This is a genomic window from Streptomyces sp. JLBT605, assembly GCF_058215555.1.
This window is the reverse complement of record NZ_CM177087.1, coordinates 1,720,825-1,744,690: the sequence shown is the minus strand read 5'-3', so window position 1 is coordinate 1,744,690 and position 23,866 is coordinate 1,720,825. Positions and strand designations below refer to the sequence as shown.

Genomic DNA, 23,866 nt, shown 5'->3' with positions numbered 1-23,866 from the left:
CTGGCACCACGCACAGATACTGATTGTATGCGTTCCGTATCCGTAAATACTCCTGGCGATTACGCTGCGTAGATGACCTATGTCCCTGTGTGACCGGTTGGTGTATCGTCCCGAGCGGGGGCTGCGCCAGCGACCGAACGGCGGCAGCGATGGACCAGAACGTGAGGGGGGCGACGGGCGATGCACAACGGATGGATCGACGACCCGACGCGACTCAAGCAGCGACGACGGCACTCCCACGCCCTCGCTCCACGCGCGGAACATCTCCCCCGCATACGGCGGTTGACGCCCCGGAGGGCCGTCCGGTGACCGCCACCGGGGCGGTGCTCGCCCGGCCGCCGGTCACCTCCGGCGGCGCGGCCGGAATCCTTCCGCAGCTCGCCCTGGCCCTGGTGTGCGGCGGCTATGCCATCGGCGCCACGCTCGGCTGGGGATCGACCCGGGCCGCACTGATCATGGGGGACTTCGGGCTGAGCGTCGCCGCGTTCGCCGCCGCCGCCTCCTGCCTGTGGTACGCCTGGACGCGCCACGGCCGCTTCCGCCCGGCCTGGATACTGTTCGCGGTCTCCTCGGCCATGGCCGGCCTGGGCAACGCCGTCTGGGGCTGGTACGAGGTCGTGCTGGAGCGGCCGGTGCCCGCGATGTCGCTCGCCGACTTCTGCTTCGTGATGTTCGCCCCGCCGGCGATCATCGGTCTGCTGGTGCTCGCCAAGCGCCCGGTCACCCGGGCCGGCTGGGTCTGCCTGGGCCTGGACTCCTGGCTGATCGCCGGATCCCTGCTCACCCTCTCCTGGAGCCTGGCGCTGGCCCACAGCGCGCAGCTCGGCGGGGACAGCGTGGCCCGCGCCGCGCTCTCGCTGGCCTACCCGCTGCTGGACATCGTGCTGGTCTCCATGGTGCTCGCGCTGCACATGCGCCGCTCCTCGGGCAATCGCGCCGCGACCAACACCGCCATCGGGGCGCTCGCCCTGACCGTCCTGTGCGACGCCCTGTTCACCCTGCCGATCCTGCACGAGCACTACCGCTCCGGGCAGATCCTGGACGCAGGCTGGTTCGCCGGCTCCGTCCTGCTCGCCTACGCGCCCTGGGCGGCCCGCTCCTGCCCCGACGAGCAGCAGGCCGAGCAGGTGCCCGCGACCACGCCGGCGACCCGGCCCATCACCGGCTCGCTGGCCGCCCTGGCGCCGTACCTGGCCGCCGGGGTGTGCACCCTGGGCGTCCTCTACAGCGTGCTGCACGGCCGGCCGGTCGACGGCACGGTGGTCTTCACCGCCTGCGGAGTGGTGCTCGCCCTCGTCATCCGTCAGGCCATCATGCTCCTGGACAACATCTCACTCACCCAGGAACTGGCCCAGAAGGAGAACCACTTCCGCTCCCTGGTGCAGTCCTCCAGCGATGTGATCATGATCGCCGCGCCGACCGGGGTGCTGCGGTACGTCAGCCCCGCCGCCTCCGGGGTCTACGGCCGGGACGCCGACGAGCTGGTCGGCTCCGAGCTCGCCTCGCTGATCCACCCCGAGGACCTGGGCGCGGTGGTGCACGAGGTGCGCCGCTTCCTGGCCGCCTCGCCCGAGGCCGAGCCCACCACCCGCATCGAGTGCCGTTTCCGCTCGGGTGCCGGCGACTGGCTCAACGTCGAGTCCACCATCAACCGCCACCACGGTGGCCTGATCTTCAACAGCCGCGACGTCACCGAGCGGGTGCGTCTGCAGGCCCAGCTCCAGCACAACGCCGAGCACGACCCGCTCACCGACCTGCCCAACCGCGCGCTCTTCACCCGCCGGGTGCGGCACGCGCTGGCCGGCCGCCGCCGCACCGACGCCGGCACCGCCGTCCTCTTCATCGACCTCGACGGCTTCAAGGCGGTCAACGACACCGTCGGCCACCAGGCCGGGGACGAGTTGCTGGTGCAGGCCGCCCGGCGGCTCCAGGAGTCGGTGCGCTCCGGCTCCGGGGACTGCGCCGCCCGGCTCGGCGGCGACGAGTTCGCCGCCCTCATCCTCGGCGACGGCGAGGACGACCACGCCGCCCGCGAGTGCCGGATCCTGGAGATCGCCGACCGGCTGCGGGTCGCCCTCTCCCAGCCGTACCGCGTGGAGGCGGGCACCGAGGTCCGGGTCGCCGCCAGCATCGGGGTGGCCTTCGCCGAGCCGGGCATCGGCCCCGGCGCCCTGATGCGCAACGCCGACCTGGCGATGTACCGCGCCAAGTCCGCCGGCAAGAACCGCGTCGAGCTGTACGCCCCGCAGATGCAGGCCGAGGTGGTGCGGCGCGCGGAGGCCGCGACCCGGCTCCGCGCCGCCCTGCACGAGGGCGAGTTCGTCCTGTTGCATCAGCCCGTCGCCGAGCTCGCCGGCGGCCGGATCGCCGCCGTCGCCGCCCAGGCCCGCTGGCGTTCGGCGCAGGGCATCCTCTTCACCCCGGCCGAATTCCTGCGCGTCGCGGGGAACGGCCGCTCCGGTGGCGCCGAGGAAGCCGCCAAGGTGGCCGAGCTCAGCCGCTGGATGCTCCAGGAGGCCGTGGAGCAGGCGGCCAGGCGCCGGCAGGCGGGCCACCCGGTGCCGGTGTCGGTGCGGCTCCCGGCGAGCCGTCTGGTGGACCGCTCCATGCCGGCGCGGAGTGTGGAGACCCTGCTCGCCCGGTACGGACTGCCCTCCGGCTCGCTGATCCTGGAGCTGACCGACAGCGATCCGCGGGTGCCCATGGACGAGCTGGAGCACCGGCTCGGCGCGCTGCGGCGGCTGGGCGTGCGGATCGCGCTGGACGGCTTCGGCAGCGGCTACACCGCCGTCCGGGCGCTGCGCAGGCTCCCCATCGACATCCTCAAGCTCGACTGCGGTCTGGTCGACGGAGTGGTGGAATCCTCCCGGCTGCACAAGATCACCTCCGGACTGCTGCGCATCGCGGGCGACCTGGGGATGAAATCGGTGGCGGAGGGCGTCGACCTGCCGGAGCAGATCGTGGCCCTGCGGGCCATGGGCTGCACCCATGCGCAGGGCATGGCCTTCTCCGGGCCGCTGGACGAGCAGCGGCTGCGCCGGGCGCTGGCCCTGGGCGGCTACCCGGTGCCGCGCGCCGAGGAGCCGGTGCTGGTCGGCGGCGCGCTGCCGGTGCGGTACGGCGGCGGTGCGCACGGCAGCGGTGCGCACGGTGGCGCGGCACACGGCGGCCCGGTGCACCCGGGGGCTCCGCACGGCGCCAGGCGTCCGGGGGAGGCCCATCCGCATCCCCCATTGCGCTCAAATAATGAGACGTCCGTCCCACCCACTTGACACTCGACCGGCGTCGGGGAGAGGGTCGGAGCCATGCGCACCCGACTTCTCGTAATTGGAAAGCGCGTCGGCTGAAGCAGGGTCAGACACCGGCCCTGCGGACCTCCCCCGACGCGCTCCCCTCGCTTGCCTCACGGCACGAGGGGTTTTTTGTTGCACCAGAACCCCCATACCCCCGCAAAACACCCCGGTGCGAGCAGGCCGAAGGGCCCCGCACACACCCTCGTCTCCGAGAAGAGAATGCAGATGACCGAGCAGGCCTCCGGGTCCCACCATCCGCAGCCGCGGGCCCGTGGCGGTGGGCAGCAGCAGCCCTCCACCGTCGAGCACGTCACGGGCGCGCAATCCCTCATCCGCTCCCTCGAGGAGGTCGGGGCCGACACCGTGTTCGGTATCCCCGGCGGCGCGATCCTCCCCGCGTACGACCCGATGATGGACTCTTCGAAGGTCCGGCACATCCTGGTCCGCCACGAGCAGGGCGCGGGCCACGCCGCCACCGGCTACGCCCAGGCGACCGGCAAGGTCGGCGTGTGCATGGCCACCTCCGGCCCCGGAGCCACCAACCTGGTCACCCCGATCGCCGACGCGCACATGGACTCCGTGCCGCTGGTCGCGATCACCGGCCAGGTCTCCTCCAAGGCGATCGGCACGGACGCCTTCCAGGAGGCGGACATCTGCGGCATCACCATGCCGATCACCAAGCACAACTTCCTGGTCACCAAGGCCGAGGACATCCCGCGCACGATCGCCGAGGCGTTCCACATCGCCTCCACCGGCCGCCCCGGCCCGGTCCTGGTCGACATCGCCAAGGACGCCCTCCAGGCCCGGACCACCTTCCAATGGCCGCCGCAGCTGGACCTGCCCGGCTACCGCCCGGTCACCAAGCCGCACGCCAAGCAGATCCGCGAGGCCGCCCGCATGATCACCGGCGCCCGGCGCCCGGTGCTCTACGTCGGCGGCGGCGTCATGAAGGCCCGGGCCACCGCCGAGCTGAAGGTGCTCGCCGAGCTCACCGGCGCCCCGGTCACCACCACCCTGATGGCCCTCGGCTCCTTCCCCGACAGCCACCCCCAGCACCTGGGCATGCCCGGCATGCACGGCACCGTGGCCGCCGTCACCGCCCTGCAGAAGGCCGACCTGATCGTCGCGCTCGGCGCCCGCTTCGACGACCGGGTCACCGGCAAGCTCGACTCCTTCGCCCCGCACGCCAAGATCGTGCACGCGGACATCGACCCGGCGGAGATCGGCAAGAACCGCACCGCCGACGTGCCGATCGTCGGCGACGCCCGCGAGGTCATCGCGGACCTGGTGGTCGCCGTCCAGGCCGAGCTGGAGTCCGGGCAGGCCGGCCCCTGCGCCCAGGACCGGTACGCCGAATGGTGGCGCGACCTCGACCGCTGGCGCGGCACCTACCCGCTGGGCTACGACCTGCCCGAGGACGGCAGCCTCTCGCCGCAGCAGGTCATCGAGCGGATCGGCAGGCTCGCCCCGGAGGCCACGATCTTCGCCGCCGGTGTCGGCCAGCACCAGATGTGGGCCTCGCACTTCATCGAGTACGACCAGCCCGGCACCTGGCTGAACTCCGGCGGGGCGGGGACGATGGGCTACGCGGTCCCGGCCGCGATGGGCGCCAAGGCCGGCGAGCCGGACCGCACGGTCTGGGCCATCGACGGCGACGGCTGCTTCCAGATGACCAACCAGGAGCTGGTCACCTGCGCGCTGAACAACATCCCGATCAAGGTCGCGATCATCAACAACGGCGCGCTGGGCATGGTCCGCCAGTGGCAGACCCTCTTCTACAACCAGCGCTACTCCAACACCGTGCTGCACTCCGGTCCGGAGGCGACGGAGTCCGACAGCGGCTCCGCCGCGGGCAAGAAGCCCAGCGCCGGCACCCGCGTTCCGGACTTCGTCAAGCTCTCCGAGGCCATGGGCTGCGTCGCACTGCGCTGCGAGGACCCGGCCGAGCTGGACAAGGTCATCGCCGAGGCCAACGCCATCAACGACCGGCCCGTCGTCGTGGACTTCATCGTCCACGAGGACGCCATGGTCTGGCCGATGGTCGCCGCCGGCACCTCCAACGACGAGATCCAGGCGGCGCTGGGCGTCCGCCCGGACTTCGGCGACTACAGCGAAGACGACTGAGAGAGACAACCGAGGCCATGTCCAAGCACACGCTCTCCGTCCTGGTGGAGAACACCCCCGGCATCCTGGCTCGGATCGCCGCCCTGTTCTCCCGTCGCGGCTTCAACATCGACTCGCTCGCGGTCGGGGTCACCGAGCACCCCGAGATCTCCCGCATCACCATCGTGGTGACCGTCGAGGAACTGCCGCTGGAGCAGGTCACCAAGCAGCTCAACAAGCTCGTCAACGTGCTGAAGATCGTCGAGCTGGAGGACGCCTCCGCGATCCAGCGCGAGCTCGTCCTGGTGAAGGTCCGCGCCGACAACGAGACCCGCTCCCAGATCGTGGAGATCGTCCAGCTGTTCCGCGCCAAGACCGTGGACGTCTCCCCGGAGGCCGTGACGATCGAGGCCACCGGCGGCAGCGACAAGCTGGAAGCCATGCTCAAGATGCTGGAGCCCTACGGCATCAAGGAATTGGTGCAGTCCGGGACCATCGCCATAGGGCGCGGCGCCCGCTCGATCACCGACCGCTCGCTGCGCGCCCTGGACCGGTCCGCGTAAGTCCTCGGTCCGCGCGATCCGTGGCTCATTCGGTCCTTGTTCCGGACCGGATGGCGAGACCCTCAAGCCCCCGTCACCCCGCCCGTCATACGGTGGGACGCACAACCCGAAAGCTAGGAGATATCCGAAGTGGCCGAGCTCTTCTACGACGCCGACGCCGACCTGTCCATCATCCAGGGCCGTAAGGTCGCGGTTCTCGGTTACGGCAGCCAGGGCCACGCCCACGCGCTGTCGCTGCGCGACTCCGGGGTCGACGTGCGGATCGGTCTGCACGAGGGCTCCAAGTCCAAGGCCAAGGCCGAGGAGCAGGGCCTGCGCGTGCTGACCCCCGCCGAGGCGGCCGCCGAGGCCGACGTCATCATGATCCTGGTCCCGGACCCGATCCAGGCCAAGATCTACGAGGAGTCCGTCGCCCCGAACCTCAAGGACGGCGACGCGCTCTTCTTCGCCCACGGCTTCAACATCCGCTTCGGCTTCATCAAGCCCCCGGCCGGCGTGGATGTCGCCCTGGTCGCCCCGAAGGGCCCGGGCCACCTGGTCCGCCGCCAGTACGAGGAGGGCCGCGGCGTCCCGGCGATCGCCGCCGTCGAGCAGGACGCCACCGGCGGTGCCTTCGCGCTCGCCCTGTCCTACGCCAAGGCCATCGGCGGCACCCGCGCCGGTGTCATCAAGACCACCTTCACCGAGGAGACCGAGACCGACCTCTTCGGCGAGCAGGCCGTGCTGTGCGGTGGCGCCAGCGCCCTGGTCAAGGCCGGCTTCGAGACCCTGGTGGAGGCCGGCTACCAGCCGGAGATCGCCTACTTCGAGTGCCTCCACGAGCTGAAGCTGATCGTGGACCTGATGTACGAGGGCGGCCTGGGCAAGATGCGCTGGTCGGTCTCGGAGACCGCCGAGTGGGGCGACTACGTCACCGGCCCGCGGATCATCACCGACCAGACCAAGGCGGAGATGAAGAAGGTCCTCGCCGAGATCCAGGACGGCACCTTCGCCAAGAACTGGATGGACGAGTACCACGGCGGCCTGAAGAAGTACGACGAGTACAAGAAGGCCGACGGCGACCACCTGCTGGAGACCACCGGCAAGGAGCTGCGCAAGCTCATGAGCTGGGTCGACGACGAGGCGTGAGGCCTTGTGGCGGTGGCGCGGCACCGGGTGCGCCCGGTGCCGCGCCACCCCTGCGTCCGGGGTGCACCGGCGGCGTCCGGCAAGGCCGGTCCCGCCTGGTCCGTGGCTTGTCCAAGGCGTCCAGCCACGACCGGGTGATACTTCCGCCACGGCGTAAGACTCCGGCCACGGCGCCACTACACTGCATCCCACAAGCGCGTTCAGGCTCACAGCGTCGTGCGTCTTCCACGCGGCTGCCCCCTTCACCGCCTGCGGCCGTCGGGACGGCCGTCCTCCCCGTAGCCGAAGGCGGCACGGGGGGAATCCCGAGGACAAGTGAGGACTGAGGACCCCGTGAGCACTGCTTCGTCGAGCAAGCCCGTCGTACTCATCGCGGAAGAGCTGTCGCCTGCCACCGTCGACGCCCTGGGGCCGGACTTCGAGATCCGGCACTGCAACGGCGCCGACCGCGCCGAGCTGATCCCCGCCATCGCCGACGTCGACGCCATCCTGGTGCGCAGCGCCACCAAGGTCGACGCCGAGGCCATCGCCGCCGGAAAGAAGCTGAAGGTCGTCGCCCGGGCGGGCGTCGGCCTGGACAATGTGGACGTCTCCGCCGCCACCAAGGCCGGCGTGATGGTGGTCAACGCCCCGACGTCCAACATCGTCACCGCCGCCGAGCTGGCCTGCGGCCTGATCGTCGCCACCGCCCGGAACATCCCGCAGGCCAACACCGCCCTGAAGAACGGCGAGTGGAAGCGGAGCAAGTACACCGGCGTGGAGCTGAGCGAGAAGACCCTCGGCGTCGTCGGCCTCGGCCGCATCGGCGTGCTGGTCGCCCAGCGGATGTCCGCCTTCGGCATGAAGATCGTCGCCTACGACCCGTATGTGCAGCCGGCGCGCGCCGCCCAGATGGGCGTCAAGCTGCTGTCGCTGGACGAGCTGCTCCAGGTCTCCGACTTCATCACGGTCCACCTGCCGAAGACCCCGGAGACGATCGGCCTGATCGGCCACGAGGCGCTGCACAAGGTCAAGCCGGAGGTGCGGATCGTCAACGCCGCCCGTGGCGGGATCGTCGACGAGGAGGCGCTGGCCAGCGCGCTCAAGGAGGGCCGGGTCGCCGCCGCGGGCCTGGACGTCTTCGCCAAGGAGCCGTGCACCGACTCCCCGCTCTTCGAGTTCGACAACGTGGTGGCCACCCCGCATCTGGGCGCCTCCACCGGTGAGGCGCAGGAGAAGGCGGGCATCGCGGTCGCCAAGTCCGTGCGGCTGGCGCTCGCGGGCGAGCTGGTGCCGGACGCGGTCAACGTCCAGGGCGGGGTCATCGCCGAGGACGTCCGTCCCGGGCTGCCGCTGGCCGAGAAGCTCGGCCGGATCTTCACCGCGCTGGCCGGGGAGGTCGCGGTGCGCCTCGATGTCGAGGTGTACGGCGAGATCACCCAGCACGACGTGAAGGTGCTCGAACTCTCCGCGCTCAAGGGCGTGTTCGAGGATGTCGTGGACGAGACCGTCTCCTACGTCAACGCCCCGCTGTTCGCGCAGGAGCGCGGTGTCGAGGTGCGGCTGACCACCAGCTCGGAGTCGACCGAGCACCGCAACGTGGTGACCGTGCGCGGCACCCTCGCCGCCGGCGGCGAGGTCGCGATCTCCGGCACGCTGGCCGGTCCCAAGCACCTGCAGAAGATCGTCGCGGTCGGTGAGCACGATGTGGACCTGGCGCTCGCCGACCACATGGCCTTCTTCCACTACACCGACAAGCCCGGCGTGGTCGGCACCCTCGGCCGCATCCTCGGCGAGGCGGGCATCAACATCGCCGGCATGCAGGTCTCGCGGGCGACGGCGGGTGGTGCGGCGATGGTCGCGCTGACCGTCGACGACACCATCCCGCCGGCTGTACTCAGTGAGATCGCCGACGAGATCGGCGCCACCAGCGCCCGCGCGGTCAATCTGACCGACTGACCCCCAGCGGCCTGATTCAGGGCCCGGCATCCGCGACAGCGGGTGCCGGGCCCTTCGCTGTTTCATCGTGCGGTGAATTGTTTATTCAGCACGTGTTGAATTTCTTTTGTGACGGCCCTACGCTGGCGATGCCGCCCCCACCGCAACCCCCGAAAGGGCACCGACATGGGCACAGACACGGGCACAGGCAAGGGCAGAAGCGCGGCCGCCGGAACCGGCCAGGGCACACCCCGCGCGGCCGACTCCCGCCGCCGGCTGTCACTGATCTTCATCGGGCTGGCCCAGCTGATGATCGTTCTCGACATCACCATCGTGAACATCGCGCTGCCCTCCGCCCAGGCGGATCTGGGGGTCTCGGACGGCGACCGGCAGTGGGTCATCACCGCCTACACCCTGGCCTTCGGCAGCCTGCTGCTGCTCGGCGGCCGGATCGCCGACTACGCCGGCCGCCGGCGGACCTTCCTCATCGGCCTCACCGGCTTCGCGGTCGCCTCCGCCCTCGGCGGCGCCGCACCCGCGTTCGGAGTGCTGCTCGCGGCCCGGGCCCTCCAGGGCGCGTTCGCCGCGCTGCTCGCTCCCGCCGCGCTGTCGCTGCTCGCGGTGAGCTTCACCGAACCGCGCGAGCGCGCCATGGCGTTCGGCGTCTTCGGTGCCATCGCGGCAGGTGGCGGCGCGATCGGGCTGGTCCTGGGCGGCGCGCTCACCGAGTACCTCGACTGGCGCTGGTGCCTCTACGTCAACGTACCGATCGCCGCCGTCGCCGCCCTCGGCCGCTCTGTCCTCCCGGCCGACGCACCGGCCGCCTCCGGCCGCGTCCGCCTGGACGTCCCCGGCGCGGCCCTGGCCGTCTCCGGCCTGGTGGCCGTGGTGTACGGGTGCAGCGAGGCGGAGTCGCGGGGCTGGGACTCGCTCGCCGTCGACGGGCTGCTCACCCTGGGCGTGGCCCTGCTGACCGCCTTCGTGCTGGTGGAGCGGCAGGCCGCGCGGCCGCTGCTGCCGCTGCGCGTGGTGCTGGACCGGACCCGGGGTGCGGGCTATCTCGCCGTCGGCCTCTCGGTGATCGCCATGTTCGCGCTCTTTCTCTTCCTCACCTACTACCTGCAACTGGTCAGGGGCTACTCGGCGATGCGCACCGGGGTGGCCTTCCTGCCGATGACCGCGGCCGTGCTGCTCGGCGCGGGTGGCGTCGCGACCCGGCTGATCCCCCGGGTGCCGCCGCGCGCGCTGATCGCTCCGGGGCTGCTGATCGCCGCCTGTGGTGTGGCGCTGTTGGTGCCGCTGGAGGCGAGCAGCCCGTACGCCACCGGGGTACTCCCCGCGGAGCTGCTGGTCGGCTTCGGGATGGGCCTGGTGATGGCCCCCTCGATGAACTACGCCACCCATGGCGTGCGGGACGAGGACGCCGGCATCGCCTCCGCCACCGTCAACACCGCCCAGCAGATCGGCGGTTCGATCGGCACCGCCCTGCTGAACACCGTCGCCACCAGCGCCACCAGCGACCACCTCGCCGGCCAGCGTCCGCCGGTCACCCCGCAGCTGCGCAGGGCCGCGCTGGTGGAGGGCTTCTCGGAAGCGTTCGTCTGGGCCGCCGCGATCCTGGTGACGGCCTCGGTGGTGGTCGCCGTGCTGATGAACACCCCCCGCCCGAAGCGGGGACCCGGGGCCGTCGCCGACCGCCCGGCCGCCGTCCACCTCGGCTGACCCGGCTGGCAGTGGGGCGGGATGGCCGCGGAGGCGTATGCGGCCCTCCTGCTCCCACGGCGGCCCATCGGACACCACCTAGCGCAGCCGGACCGCCTTCAGGGCCATGTGGAGCAGCAGCCGGTCCTCGCCCGCGTCCAGGTCCAGGCCGGTCAGCTGCTCCACCCGGGAGAGCCGGTAGTAGAGCGTCTGCCGGTGGATGCCCAGCTCCTGGGCGGTGCGCCCGGCCTGGCCCGCGCAGTCCAGGAACACCTCGGCGGTGCGGGCCAGTTCGGCGTGTGCGGGGGCCAGCAGCGGGCGCACCGCCGGGTCCGGGGCGGCGCCGGCCACCGAGGTCAGCAGCCGGTACGGCCCGATCTCGGACCAGGCCGCCACCGGGCCGAACCGCGGCTCGGCCGCCGCGGCCCGCGCGGCGGCCCGCGCCTCCCGCCAGGCGTCCGGCAGATCGTCCAGCCCGCGCCGCGGATCACTGACCCCGGCCGCGGGGGCGGCGCCGCCGGCGCGCGGGGAACGCAGCAGGTTCTCCGCCGCCGTGCGGGCCGGGTCCACGGCCGTCGCGGTGCGCAGCCGCACCAGCGCCGCCAGTCCCTCGCCGGGCGGCATCGCGCAGGCCGCGGCCACCGACGGCACGCCCGGCGGGGTGGTGGCCTCGTCGGTGTGCCAAGGGGTGACCGCCACCACCGCCAGCGGCCCGTCGGCCGCCTGGCGCAGCGCCTCCCGCAGCGCGCCGCGTGCCGCCTCCCGGCCGGGCGGGGTGCCGGTCAGCACCTCCCGCAGCAGCTCGCCGAGGTGGGCGTCGGCCCGCGCCTCGGCGGCCAGCAGCTCCCCGATGCGGGCCGCCGTCTCCATCGCCTGGGCCAGCCGGGGGTCCGCGGGCCTGCCCGGACCGCCGAGCTCCAGATCGGCCAGATGGCCGTCGTCGAGCAGCCAGACATAGCCGCGCACGATGCCCCGGTGGAGGGCGGGCAGGCAGATGCGGCCCATGAAGACGCCGGCCGCCGGGTCCGGCGGGATGCGCAGCGGGGCCTGCGCCCGGGCGATGCCGAACGCCTCGAACCAGGCGCGCACCGCGGCCGTGGAGCGCCGGCGCAGGATCGAGCGGGTGCGGACCGGGTCCATGGCCTGGTCGTCGTCGGTGTCATGAGCGCCGAACGCGATCAGCACGAAGTCGCGGTCCTCCAGCGTGGCGGGCACGCCGAGCGTGGCCGACACCTCGTCCACCAGCTGCTGATAGCCACCGCGCATCCGCCGCGCCGCCCCTTCCCGCTCCTCGCACCTTCCGTAGTCACCGGATGTGTGGTCACCGCATGTGGTCACCGCCTCCCACCCGTCGCGCCTCGAAGGCGAGCAGGGTGGCCGGACCACCATTGTCATACATCTGTCTGAGATCCCGGCCACGAACGCGTGACAGCTGTCGATGGCCGCTGATCGGAGAGATCCTTAGTTTTCACGGTGGCTCATCTTGGCCGTCACGGTGCCGTCGCATTCCCGTCGCACCGGCCACTCGCAGAACACCACAACCGGAGGTGCCCCGTGCTGGGTCCCGTGCTGCTCGCCGCCTCGCGCAGCGACGCCATCCGCCGCATCGTCTCGGCCACGCCGGTCACCCGCCCCGTGGTGGACCGCTTCGTCGCCGGCGAGCGGCTGGACGAGTCCATGACGGCCGTACGGTCCCTGAGCGCCCGCGGCATGGAGGTGACCCTCGACCACCTGGGCGAGGACATCACCGATCCGGTCGAGGCGCTGCGCAACCGCGACGCCTACCTGGCGCTGACCGCGGCCCTCAAGGATGAGGGTCTGGGCGAGCGCGCCGAGATGTCGGTCAAGCTCTCCGCCTTCGGGCAGGCCCTCTCCGGCGGTCACGACCTGGCGCTGGCCAATGTCACCCCGGTCGTCGAGGCGGCCGCCGAGGCCGGCACCACGGTCACCCTCGACATGGAGGACCACACCACGGTCGACTCCACCCTGGCGATCCTGGCCGAGCTGCGGAAGCGCTTCCCGCAGACCGGCGCGGTCGTCCAGTCCTACCTGTTCCGCACCGAGGACGACTGCCACGCGCTCGCCGGTGAGGGCTCGCGGGTGCGGCTGGTCAAGGGTGCGTACAAGGAGCCCGCGAGCGTCGCCTTCCAGGACAAGCGGGAGGTCGACCTGGCCTACGTGCGCTGCCTGAAGATCCTCATGGCGGGCAAGGGCTACCCGATGATCGGCTCGCACGACCCCCGGCTGATCGCCATCGCCCAGGAGCTGGGCCGGGCCTATGGCCGGAAGCTGGACGAGTACGAGTTCCAGATGCTGTACGGCATCCGCGAGGCCGAGCAGGAGCGGCTGGTGGCGGAAGGTCACCGTATGCGGGTTTACATCCCGTATGGCACAGACTGGTATGGGTACTTCATGCGGCGTCTCGCGGAGCGTCCCGCCAACCTCACGTTCTTCCTGCGGTCGCTGGTCAGCCGCGGCTGACCGAAGGCCCGCCGCGACCGTCCGGCTGGGGGTCCGGGGGTTATCCCCCGGGGATCACAGTCCGCGGTCGCTGGTCAGCCGCGGCTGACCGAGCCCGCTGGCTCAAAGCCCAGCCCTTCCGCTCCCCGTCAGACCCCAGACACGAAGGAGACACGGCCACCATGGACGCTGTGACCCAGGTCCCCGTGCCGGTGAACGAGCCGGTCCACACCTACGCCCCGGGCACCCCGGAGCGCGCCCGCCTGGAGACGAAGCTCAAGGAGCTCGCCCAGAACCCGATCGACCTGCCGATGACCATCGGCGGCGAGAAGCGGATGGGCGGGGGTGAGCGCTTCGACGTGGTCCAGCCGCACAACCACTCCGCCGTGCTCGGCACCTACGCCAACGCGACTCAGGCGGACGCCCAGGACGCCATCGACGCGGCGCTGGCCGCCGCCCCGGCCTGGCGCGCGCTGAGCTTCGACGACCGTGCCGCGATCATCCTCAAGGCCGCCGACCTGCTGGCCGGTCCGTGGCGCGAGACCCTGGCCGCCTCCACCATGCTCGGCCAGTCCAAGACCGCCCAGCAGGCCGAGATCGACACGCCCTGCGAGCTGGTCGACTTCTGGCGCTTCAACGTCCACTTCGCCCGCCAGATCATGGCCGAGCAGCCGATGGTCAACTCCCCGGGCGTGTGGAACCGCAGCGACCACCGGCCGCTGGAGGGCTTCGTCTACGCGATCACGCCCTTCAACTTCACCGCCATCGCCGGCAACCTGCCCACCGCCCCGGCCCTGATGGGCAACGTCGTGGTCTGGAAGCCGTCCCCGACCCAGACCCACGCCGCGGTGCTGCTGATGCAGCTGCTGGAGGAGGCCGGTCTGCCCAAGGGCGTCATCAACCTGGTGACCGGTGACGGCAAGGACGTCTCCGAGGTGGCGCTGAACCACCCCGACCTGGCCGGCATCCACTTCACCGGTTCGACCAAGACCTTCCAGTACCTGTGGAAGACGGTCGGCAACAACATCGAGAAGTACAAGACGTACCCGCGGCTGGTCGGCGAGACCGGCGGCAAGGACTTCATCGTCGCCCACCCCTCCGCCGACCCGGCGGTGCTCAAGACCGCGATGACCCGCGGCGCCTTCGAGTTCCAGGGGCAGAAGTGCTCCGCCGCCTCCCGCGCCTACGTCCCGCGCTCCATCTGGGAGAACGGCTTCAAGGAGCAGTTCGCGGCCGAGGTCGACTCGCTCACCATGGGTGACGTCAGCGACCTGTCGAACTTCATGTCCGCCGTCATCGACGAGCGGTCGTTCGCCAAGAACAAGGCAGCGATCGACCGGGCCAAGGCCGACCCGACCATCGAGGTCGTGGCCGGTGGCACCTACGACGACAGCGAGGGCTACTTCGTCCGCCCGACGGTCCTGGTCTCCACCGACCCGGAGAACGAGATCTTCAAGGACGAGTACTTCGGCCCGATCCTCGGCGTCTTCGTCTACGAGGACGAGAACTACGACGCGATGCTGGAGCAGATGGAGTCCGCCTCCGCCTACGGCCTCACCGGCTGCGTCATCGCCCAGGACCGTGCGGCGGCCGCCGCCACCTGCGAGGCGCTGCGCTTCGCCGCGGGCAACTTCTACATCAACGACAAGCCCACCGGCGCCGTGGTCGGCCAGCAGCCGTTCGGTGGCGGCCGCGCCTCGGGTACCAACGACAAGGCGGGCGCCAAGCAGAACCTGATGCGCTGGACCTCGACCCGCTCCATCAAGGAGACCCTGGTCCCGCCGACGGACTACCGCTACCCGCACATGGGCTGACGGTTTCCCCCGTCCCCCCAGGTCACCCGCCCCCGGGCCGGCTTCGCGCCGCCCGGGGGCGGTGTCATACCCGGCGGCCGGCCCTGGGTTGAGAAGCGCGGCCCGGTGGTCGCCGTCTCAGATAGTAGGACGTCCGACTACCTGTGCAGACAGTCCGGCCCGGAGCCCTTACTTTTGTAGAAGCCGAACGTCTCGCTCCATCGAGCGATGGCGGCTGCGGCCCGGTGCGGGCGCAGGTCACCCCTGCCGCACCCTGGGCCCCCGCCCCTTCCGGCATTCACCCTCTCGGGGCTTTTTTCGAATGAGGAGACATGCTCATGGCCGAGACCGCTGCCGCCCACCGGAACCAGGCTCGTCACGCTTCCCGCACGACGAGCACCGCCGTCCGCCGGCGCCGCACTGATGACGCCGACCGCCGGAACGCCGCGGCGGCGCTTCAGCGGGCGCTGGACCGCCGTGACAATGGCGGGGCTACCGGGCACTGATTCTTCTTCCGGGGCTCCGCCCCAGACCCCGCTCCTGAAACGCCGGAGGGGCTTGAGTTCCGTCAGGAGGGGCTGGGTTTCCGCCCGGAGGGGCTGGATCTCCGTACCGTGAAGTGGTCCACGCGCTCGCCGGTCTCGGCGAGCGCGGTGACCCGCATCGCCGGCCGGCTGCCCGGCTCCACCTCGACCGCGAGGAACGAGAAGCCGGTGTAGCGCACCCGTGACCACTCCACGGTGTCCGGGTTCTTCTCCCGGCCCTTCGTCCAGTGGTACGTCTCCACCTCGTCCAGGTCCTTCTCGTGGCGCTCGTAGCTGTCGGGCACGGGGAAGGAGTAGAGCTTGGCGCCGGCGCCGCCCGCGGTGACGTACACCGTGCCGTCGCGCGCCGGGTCGGTGGTCTCCCCGATGGGCACCCGCCGGCCGACCGCACCGCCCCGGATGGCGTCGGTCCGCTCGTAGCAGTGGTTGTGCCCGTTGACCACCAGATCGACCCGGTGCTTGTCGAAGAGCGGGACCCAGGCGTCGCGGACCCCGCCGTCCGAGGCGTGCGCGGAGGTGGTGGAGAAGGCGCAGTGGTGGAAGAAGACGACGACGAAGTCGATGTCCTCGTCCCCGCGCAGCCGCCCCAGCGTCCGGTCCAGCCAGCGGGTCTGCCGGCCGCCGGTGATGCCGCGGTTGGCCGGGATCTCGTAGCTGACGTCATTGGCGTCCAGCGCGACCACGCCGACGTTGCCGTAGGTGAAGGAGTAGATCCCCGGTGCCTTTCGGGGGTCCGGGCCGGATTCCGGCAGCGACCAGCGGGCCAGCTGGCCGCCGTAGCCGTCGGGGGAGTACCACGCCTCCATGTCGTGGTTGCCGGTCGTCACCATCCAGGGCACCCGGGAGGCGACCGATTCGGTCTGGGCCAGGAACTGGTCCCACAGCCGGGCGTCGTAGACGTCCCCCCGCGCGCCGTGGCCGGAGGAGTCGGCGTAGCAGATGTCCCCGGCGTGCAGGTGGAACGAGGGGTTCTGGCCCAGGATCACCTGGTCGTTGGCGAGTGCGTCGTAGCTGATCCCCTGGTCGCCGAAGGCCGTGAAGACGAACTTCTCGGGCCTGGCCGGGGCGGTGCGGAAGCTCCCGATGGAGTGCATGCGGCGCGGGTCGGCCGGGTCGAAGCCGTCATGGCCGACGCCGTAGTAGTACGTCACCCCCGGGCGCAGCCCCTCCAGCGCGACGTGCAGGTAGTGCTGCTCGACCGCCGGCAGGTGCTCGCTCAGCGGCGGGGTGTGCAGCGAGCGCACCTCGGCCTCGATCTTGCGGCTCAGCTCCCAGGGCTTGAGCCCGACGCGGACATACGGCCTGCGCACCGCGAACGGCACCTGCCAGGAGATCCGCATCTGGGTGCGCGGGTCCGCGCCGAACGCCAGATGGCGGCCGAACGGCGCCACCCGCGAGCCGTCGACGGTGGTCGCCCCGGGGAAGGGCTGCCGGGTGGACGTGGGGGAGCGCCGTCCGTCGGCGCCGCACGCCGAGGTGGACAGCAGCCCGGCGCCCAGCGTGGTGCCGGCCGCCGCGCCGCCGCGCAGCACCCCGCGGCGGGAGAGCTTCTCGCGCAGGTACGCGTGCTGCTCGGCCATCGACATCCGCGCCGCCAACCGCGCGGGGATGCCGGTCCTGGGGGTGTCGGAGGCTGCGGACGCGGACGGGGTCGAACCCGGGGAGGTAGCGGCCATGGGCCGAATGTCCCAGGGCGAGGGAACGCCCGCCGGTACGCCGGGTGAACGCAACTCGTACGGCCGCCCCGTTGTCCGTATGGCGGACAGTACGTGTCAGGCAATGGGACGCGGAGTATGGTCCGGGTATGTCTCGCAGCATTCGCCTCGCAGTGATCCCCGGTGACGGAATCGGCCAGGAAGTGGTGGCGCAGGGCCTGAAGGTCCTCACCGCCGTCCTTCCCCAGGACGTGAAGCTGGAGACCCGGGAGTACGATCTCGGCGCCAAGCGCTGGCACGCCACCGGTGAGACCCTGCCCGACGCCGAGCTGGAATCCCTCAAGCAGCACGACGCGATCCTGCTGGGCGCCATCGGCGACCCGTCCGTGCCCTCCGGGGTGCTGGAGCGTGGGCTGCTGCTGAAGCTGCGCTTCGCCTTCGACCACTACGTCAACCTGCGGCCCTCCAAGCTCTTCCCGAACACGGCCACCCCGCTGGCCGGCCGGCCGGACATCGACTTCGTCGTCGTCCGGGAGGGCACCGAGGGTCCGTACACCGGCAACGGCGGCTCCCTGCGCACCGGCACCCCGGCCGAGGTGGCCACCGAGGTCAGTGTCAACACCGCCTACGGGGTCGAGCGCGTCATCCGGGACGCCTACGAGCGCGCCGACGCCCGGCCGCGCAAGAAGCTCACGCTGGTCCACAAGAACAACGTCCTGGTCTACGCCGGCCACATGTGGAAGAAGATCTTCGACAAGGTCGGCGAGGAGTACCCCGACGTCACCACGGACTATCTGCACGTGGACGCGGCGACGATCTTCTTCGTCACCCAGCCCGAGCGGTTCGACGTGATCGTCACCGACAACCTCTTCGGCGACATCCTGACCGACCTGGCCGCCGCCGTCACCGGTGGCATCGGCCTGGCCGCCAGCGGCAACATCAACCCCACCGGCGCCTTCCCGTCCATGTTCGAGCCGGTCCACGGCTCCGCCCCGGACATCGCCGGCACCGGCAAGGCCGACCCCACCGCGACCGTGCTCTCCGTCGCCCTGCTGCTGCGGCACCTCGGGTACGAGGGCGAAGCGGCCCGGATCGAGGAGGCCGTGGCGGCCGACCTCGCCGAGCGCGACCCGGCGGCCCCCCGCACCACCGACCGGATCGGCGACGCCCTCGCGACCCGAGTAACCGGCTGACCCAGCCGCGCACCGGCATCGCCACCCACCCGCCCGGGAACCCGTCCGGGTGGGTGGCTGTGCTACCGCGCGGTTGGGTGCGACCATCGACCCAGGCCGCGCACGCTCGTTCCCTCGGCCGCCCCTCACGAGCGATAATCGAACGTGGGGCCGCACTATGAGGAAAAGCTCGGACGTCCTAGCAACTTCGCCGGACGTCGTGTGAGCGCGGTCCGACACAACAAAGGTGAAGGACACGTAACCCATGACGACGACCACGATCGCGCTCAAGCCCTCCTCGCACCCGCTGTCCGACGCGGAGCGGGAGCAGATCCTGGCCAAGCCCGGCTTCGGCCGCCACTTCACCGACCACATGGTGACCATCCGGTGGACGGAAGGCCTGGGCTGGCACGACGCGCAGCTCGTCCCGTACGCGCCGCTCTCCATCGACCCGGCCAACATGACGCTGCACTACGCGCAGACCATCTTCGAGGGCCTCAAGGCGTACCGGCAGCCGGACGGCGGCGTCGCGACCTTCCGCCCCGAGGAGAACGCCAAGCGCTTCCAGGCGTCCGCCCGCCGCATGGCGATGCCGGAGCTGCCCGTCGAGACCTTCATCGCCGCCTGCGACGCCCTGGTCACCCAGGACAAGGCGTGGGTGCCGGGCTCCGGTGAGGCGTCGCTGTACCTGCGGCCCTTCATGTTCGCGACCGAGGTCGGGCTCGGTGTGCGCCCCGCCAACGAGTACCTCTTCGTGGTCATCGCCTCGCCCGCCGGCGCCTACTTCCCCGGCGGGGTGAAGCCGGTGTCGGTCTGGCTCTCCGAGGAGTACGTGCGGGCGGCTCCCGGCGGCACCGGGGCCGCCAAGGCCGGCGGCAACTACGCCGCCTCGCTGGTCGCCCAGGCGCAGGCCGCCGAGAAGGGCTGCGACCAGGTGGTCTGGCTGGACGCGATCGAGCGCCGCTGGATCGAGGAAATGGGCGGCATGAACCTGTACTTCGTGTTCGGGAACCGCATCCTCACCCCGGAGCTGTCCGGCTCGCTGCTGCCCGGCATCACCCGCGCCTCGCTGCTGCGGATCGCCGCCGACCTGGGCTACGAGGTCGGTGAGGGCCGCATCTCCGTCGACGACTGGCGCGAGGGCAACGCGGACGGCTCGCTCACCGAGGTCTTCGCCTGCGGCACCGCCGCGGTCATCACCCCGGTCGGCTCGGTCAAGTCCACCCGCGCGGACTGGACGGTGGGCGACGGGCAGCCCGGCGAGGTGACGATGAAGCTGCGTCAGGCGCTACTGGACATCCAGACCGGCGCGGCGCCCGACACGCACGGCTGGATGCACCGCCTTTCTGCTTGATCCGGGGCTCCGCCCCGGGCCCCGGTCCTCGATCTCCCCCAGACTTCGTCCGGGGGGACCCCCAGGACGGGCTGGCAATCCAGCCCGTCCTGGGGGCACCTCCCAGCGTTAGCTGGGGGAGATCGAGGACGAAGGTCAGGCTGCCTCGGCCGGAGCAGGGGCGTCGTCCGGGGACTTGGCGCGGAGCGGGGTGGCCGGGCGGGGGTCGCGGGCCGTCAGCAGCGCGTATGTGCCCGCCGTCACCGCCGCCGAGAGCAGGAAGCTGACGTCGATGTCGCCGGTGTACGGGAGCAGCGGGCCGGAGTAGAGCGGGGTGGCCACGGCGGTCAGCCCCACCGCCGCGCCGACCAGCCAGGCCACCGCGGCCCGCAGGTGCCAGCCGGCGTGGAACCAGTACGCCCCGCCCCGCGAGCGGCGGTTGTAGACCTGGAGCGCCTCCGCGTCGTAGACACCGCCGCAGCGCAGGAAGCCGAAGACGGTGATGACGGCCCACGGTGTGCCGACGGCGGTCAGCAGCAGCACGAACGAGGTCATGGCGTCCTGCGCGTCCCAGGCGAAGTGGCCGGCGTACACGAAGAACGTGGAGATCACCGCGACGATGCAGGTGGCCTGGGCGCGGGTGGCGCGGGGCACGATGGCGTCCAGGTCCAGGCCCATGCTGTACAGCATCAGGCCGGCGTTGCCGACCGAGCCCGCGGAGGCGGCGAGCAGCAGCAGCGGGAGGAACCACATCGGGGCCCCGGCGACCAGCGGGCCCGCGTAGTCCTCGCCCGCCCCGACCGCCAGCGCGGTGAAGGTGCCGAACAGTTGCGGCACCAGCAGGCCGAGCACCAGGCCCAGGCAGGACGCCCAGAAGACGGCGCGCGAGGAGTGGCGGCGCGGCGAGATGTAGCGGGTGTAGTCGCCGAGCAGGGTGATGAACGCGATCGGGCCGCTGAGTCCTGCGGAGACGGCGGCCAGCAGCCAGGTCTGCCAGAAGCCGCCCAGCAGGTAGCCGCTGCCGGCGGGCGCGGCGGTGGTGAAGTCCCCGGCGTACGCGACCAGTCCGATGGCCAGCAGCGCGGTCATGCCGACCGCGAGGAGACGGCTGAGCCCCAGCAGCAGCCGGTAGCCGTAGACCGCGCCGACCACGGTGCAGCCGGCCAGCAGGGCGTAGACCACCGCGTAACTGGTCCCGGAGTCGGGCAGCCCGGTCATCCGGGTCAGACAGCCGACCACGGCGTCGCCGCCCACCCACAGGGTCAGCGCGGTGTAGCCGAGGGAGAGCAGCAGGCCGAGCACCGAGCCGATCAGGCGGCCGCGCACGCCGAAGTGGGCGCCGCTGGAGGTGGACAGGTTGGTGCCGGTGCGCAGCGAGACCAGCGCGAGCGGCGCGGTGAGCACGGTGCCGACCAGGGTTCCGGCGACCAGGGAGGTCACCGAGGGCCAGAAGCCGAGGCCGAAGGAGACGGGCAGCCAGCCGAAGATCACCACGCCGAGGCAGAGGTTGGATCCCAGCAGGATGCTCACCAGGTCACGCGGTGAGCTGGTGCGTTCCTCGTCGGGGATGGTGTCGACTCCGCGCTGTTCTCTCGCGATCGCCATGAGCTTCTCCGGGGGGACGTAGGGCGGGCCGGGGACGGCGGCTCTTAGAGTGGCGTTCAATCTGAACCAGGCCGAGGCTCCCGTCAACCCCTTCTCAAGCCGTGAAATCTTGTTTAGAGTGCCGCTCAAATCCAGGAGGTGTACGGAGTGCGGCTGACCCCTACGGAACGCGACCGGCTGCTGCTGTTCAGTGCCGCCGAGCTGGCGCGGGCGCGCCGGGCGCGCGGCCTGCGGCTCAATGTGCCCGAAGCGACCGCGCTCATCGCCGACACGGTCTGCGAGGCCGCCCGCGACGGGCGGCGGCTGGCCGAGGCGATCGAGGCGGCCCGCGGCGTGCTGGGACCCGACGACGTGCTGCCCGGCGTGGCGGACGTCGTCACCGAGGTGCATGTGGAAGCGGTCTTCGACGACGGCTCACGGCTCGCGGTGGTGTCCGACCCGATATCCGCCGGCTCGCTGGGGGACGCCGCGCCGGGCGCCGTCATCCCCGGCCCCGCGGACCCCGAACCGGTGCCCGCGGTGCGGCTGGCCGTCACCAACACCGCGACCGTTCCGGTGAGCGTCACCTCGCACTTCCACTTCTTCGAGGCCAACCCCCGGCTGGACTTCGACCGCGCCGCCGCCTACGGCATGCGGCTGTGCGTGCCCGCCGGCTCCTCCCAGCGCTTCGACCCGGGGGCCACCACCGAGGTCGGCCTCGTCCCCATCGGCGGTGACCGGATCGCCATCGGCTTCGCCGGACTGGTCGACGGGGAGCTGGACGCGCCCGGCGCCAAAGAGCAGGCCCTCAAACGAGCCGCCGCCTGCGGCTACCGGGGCGCCGCGAGCAAGGAGGCCCTGGCATGACCGCCATCGACCCGCGCGACTACGCGTCCGTGCACGGCCCCCGCGCCGGCGACCGCGTCGTCCTCGGCGACACCGGCCTCGTCGTCCGCGTCGAGTCCGACTCCCAGCGGCCCGGCGACGAGTTCCTCGCCGGATTCGGCAAGACCGCCCGCGACGGCCTGCACCTGAAGGCCGCCGCGGTCCGCGACACCTGCGACGTGGTCATCAGCAACGTGCTGGTCATCGACGCCCTGCTGGGCATCCGCAAGGTGTCCATCGGCATCCGCGAGGGACGCGTCCACGCCATCGGCCGCGCGGGCAACCCCGACACCCTGGACGGCGTGGACGTGGTCGTCGGCACCGGCACCACGATCGTCTCCGGCGAGGGCATGATCGCCACCGCGGGCGCCATCGACACCCACGTCCACCTGCTGTCGCCACGGGTCATGGAGGCATCGCTGGCCTCCGGCGTGACCACCATCATCGGCCAGGAGTTCGGCCCCGTCTGGGGCGTCGGCGTCAACTCGCCCTGGGCGCTGCGCCACGCCTTCAACGCCTTCGACGCCTGGCCGGTCAACATCGGCTTCCTGGCCCGCGGCTCCTCCTCGCACCCCGCGCCACTGGTCGAGGCGCTGGCCGAGGGCGGCGCCTGCGGCTTCAAGGTGCACGAGGACATGGGCGCCCACCACCGCGCCCTGGACACCGCGCTGCGGGTGGCCGAGGACCACGACGTCCAGGTCGCCCTGCACAGCGACGGCCTCAACGAGTGCCTGGCGGTCGAGGACACCCTCGCCGTCCTGGAGGGCCGCACCATCCACGCCTTCCACATCGAGGGCTGCGGCGGCGGGCACGTCCCCAACGTGCTCAAGATGGCGGGCGTCCGCAACGTCATCGGCTCCTCCACCAACCCCACCCTGCCCTTTGGCCGGGACGCCGTCGCCGAGCACTACGGCATGATCGTCTCGGTCCACGACCTGAAGACCGACCTGCCCGGCGACGCGGCCATGGCCCGCGACCGGATCCGCGCCGGCACCATGGGCGCCGAGGACGTGCTGCACGACCTGGGCGCCATCGGCATCACCTCCTCGGACGCCCAGGGCATGGGCCGCGCCGGCGAGACCGTGCGCCGCACCTTCGCGATGGCCGGGAAGATGAAGGCCGAACTCGGCTCCATGGAGGGCGACGGAGCGCACGACGACAACGCCCGCGTGCTGCGCTACATGGCCAAGCTCACCATCAACCCCGCCCTGGCCCACGGCCTCGCCCACGAGGTCGGGTCGATATCCGTCGGCAAGATGGCCGACATCGTGCTGTGGCGGCCGGAGTTCTTCGGCGCCAAGCCGCAACTGGTGCTCAAGGCCGGCTTCCCCGCGTACGGCGTGACCGGCGACCCCAACGCCGCCACCGACACCTGCGAACCGCTCGTGCTCGGCCCGCAGTTCGGCGCCTACGGCGCCACCCCGGCCGATATCTCGGTCGCCTTCGTGGCCGGCGCCGCCGTGCAGCGGGAGCGCGACACCATGCCCACGCGGCGCCGGCGGGTCGCGGTGCGCGGCACCCGCGGCATCGGCCCCGCCGACCTCGTCCGCAACTCCCGTGTCGGCGAGGTGCGCGTGGACGACCGCAGCGGACTGGTCACCCTCGACGGCGCCCCGATGCGCTCGGACCCGGCCGACCAGGTCTCCCTCAGCCGCCTGTACTTCCTCTGACACAGCCCCCAGGTCCTCAAAGGAGGCAGCCGGTACGTCCTTTCGGGGCGGCCCGGCGCCGCCG

Annotated in this window: 15 protein-coding genes; 12 read left to right on the top strand and 3 right to left on the bottom strand. The window is 71.7% G+C overall.

Features of this window, described 5'->3' with window-relative positions; translation table 11 throughout:
- Nucleotides 1-305: 305 nt before the first annotated feature.
- The 6 genes from AC4BDD_RS07840 (at nucleotide 306) to AC4BDD_RS07815 (ending at nucleotide 10,726) form a co-directional block, all read left to right on the top strand.
- Nucleotides 306-3,272 (top strand): putative bifunctional diguanylate cyclase/phosphodiesterase, encoded by a 2,967-nt coding sequence (locus tag AC4BDD_RS07840; protein ID WP_490690240.1) that lies wholly within the window; start codon nucleotides 306-308, stop codon nucleotides 3,270-3,272.
- A 240-nt stretch (nucleotides 3,273-3,512) separates the two neighbouring features.
- Nucleotides 3,513-5,417 (top strand): acetolactate synthase large subunit, encoded by a 1,905-nt coding sequence (locus AC4BDD_RS07835; protein WP_490690239.1) that lies wholly within the window; start codon nucleotides 3,513-3,515, stop codon nucleotides 5,415-5,417.
- 17 nt (nucleotides 5,418-5,434) lie between these two features.
- Nucleotides 5,435-5,959, top strand: coding sequence for an acetolactate synthase small subunit (gene ilvN, locus AC4BDD_RS07830; protein WP_490690238.1), 525 nt, complete (start codon nucleotides 5,435-5,437; stop codon nucleotides 5,957-5,959).
- A gap of 129 nt (nucleotides 5,960-6,088) precedes the next feature.
- A complete protein-coding gene (ilvC, locus tag AC4BDD_RS07825) occupies nucleotides 6,089-7,087 on the top strand; it encodes a ketol-acid reductoisomerase (RefSeq protein ID WP_490690237.1) in 999 nt (332 codons plus the stop codon).
- Between the two features lie 333 nt (nucleotides 7,088-7,420).
- Nucleotides 7,421-9,025, top strand: a complete 1,605-nt coding sequence (gene serA, locus AC4BDD_RS07820; RefSeq protein ID WP_490690236.1) for a phosphoglycerate dehydrogenase — start codon at nucleotides 7,421-7,423, stop codon at nucleotides 9,023-9,025.
- Nucleotides 9,026-9,190: 165 nt separating this feature from the next.
- On the top strand, nucleotides 9,191-10,726 hold the full coding sequence (locus AC4BDD_RS07815; RefSeq protein WP_490690235.1) for an MFS transporter: 1,536 nt from the start codon (nucleotides 9,191-9,193) through the stop codon (nucleotides 10,724-10,726).
- A 78-nt stretch (nucleotides 10,727-10,804) separates the two neighbouring features.
- On the opposite strand, the gene AC4BDD_RS07810 is transcribed toward AC4BDD_RS07815, so the two are convergent.
- Nucleotides 10,805-11,971 (bottom strand): PucR family transcriptional regulator, encoded by a 1,167-nt coding sequence (locus tag AC4BDD_RS07810; protein ID WP_490690234.1) that lies wholly within the window; start codon nucleotides 11,969-11,971, stop codon nucleotides 10,805-10,807.
- A gap of 288 nt (nucleotides 11,972-12,259) precedes the next feature.
- Between AC4BDD_RS07810 and AC4BDD_RS07805 the strand changes: the two genes are divergently transcribed.
- Together AC4BDD_RS07805 and pruA are read left to right on the top strand one after the other, a co-directional pair.
- On the top strand, nucleotides 12,260-13,186 hold the full coding sequence (locus tag AC4BDD_RS07805) for a proline dehydrogenase family protein (protein ID WP_490690233.1): 927 nt from the start codon (nucleotides 12,260-12,262) through the stop codon (nucleotides 13,184-13,186).
- Nucleotides 13,187-13,347: 161 nt separating this feature from the next.
- Nucleotides 13,348-14,979: an L-glutamate gamma-semialdehyde dehydrogenase gene (pruA, locus tag AC4BDD_RS07800; RefSeq protein ID WP_490690232.1), complete on the top strand. Its 1,632-nt coding sequence runs from the start codon at nucleotides 13,348-13,350 to the stop codon at nucleotides 14,977-14,979.
- Nucleotides 14,980-15,526: 547 nt separating this feature from the next.
- On the opposite strand, the gene AC4BDD_RS07795 is transcribed toward pruA, so the two are convergent.
- On the bottom strand, nucleotides 15,527-17,179 hold the full coding sequence (locus AC4BDD_RS07795; protein WP_490690231.1) for a fibronectin type III domain-containing protein: 1,653 nt from the start codon (nucleotides 17,177-17,179) through the stop codon (nucleotides 15,527-15,529).
- A 128-nt stretch (nucleotides 17,180-17,307) separates the two neighbouring features.
- On the opposite strand from AC4BDD_RS07795, the gene AC4BDD_RS07790 reads away from it, so the two are divergent.
- Together AC4BDD_RS07790 and AC4BDD_RS07785 are read left to right on the top strand one after the other, a co-directional pair.
- Nucleotides 17,308-18,351, top strand: a complete 1,044-nt coding sequence (locus AC4BDD_RS07790; RefSeq protein WP_490690230.1) for a 3-isopropylmalate dehydrogenase — start codon at nucleotides 17,308-17,310, stop codon at nucleotides 18,349-18,351.
- A gap of 244 nt (nucleotides 18,352-18,595) precedes the next feature.
- Nucleotides 18,596-19,684: a branched-chain amino acid aminotransferase gene (locus AC4BDD_RS07785; protein ID WP_490690229.1), complete on the top strand. Its 1,089-nt coding sequence runs from the start codon at nucleotides 18,596-18,598 to the stop codon at nucleotides 19,682-19,684.
- 135 nt (nucleotides 19,685-19,819) lie between these two features.
- Here the strand turns inward: AC4BDD_RS07785 and AC4BDD_RS07780 are convergent, their stop codons facing one another.
- On the bottom strand, nucleotides 19,820-21,262 hold the full coding sequence (locus AC4BDD_RS07780) for a cytosine permease (RefSeq protein WP_490691704.1): 1,443 nt from the start codon (nucleotides 21,260-21,262) through the stop codon (nucleotides 19,820-19,822).
- 153 nt (nucleotides 21,263-21,415) lie between these two features.
- Here AC4BDD_RS07780 and ureA point away from each other — a divergent pair, with 153 nt between their 5' ends.
- The gene (gene ureA, locus AC4BDD_RS07775; protein ID WP_490690228.1) at nucleotides 21,416-22,114 is read left to right on the top strand and encodes an urease subunit gamma; all 699 of its coding nucleotides are present in this window, start codon (nucleotides 21,416-21,418) and stop codon (nucleotides 22,112-22,114) included.
- On the top strand, nucleotides 22,111-23,802 hold the full coding sequence (locus AC4BDD_RS07770; protein ID WP_490690227.1) for an urease subunit alpha: 1,692 nt from the start codon (nucleotides 22,111-22,113) through the stop codon (nucleotides 23,800-23,802). Before ureA ends, AC4BDD_RS07770 begins: the two co-directional genes overlap by 4 nt.
- Nucleotides 23,803-23,866 lie beyond the last annotated feature (64 nt).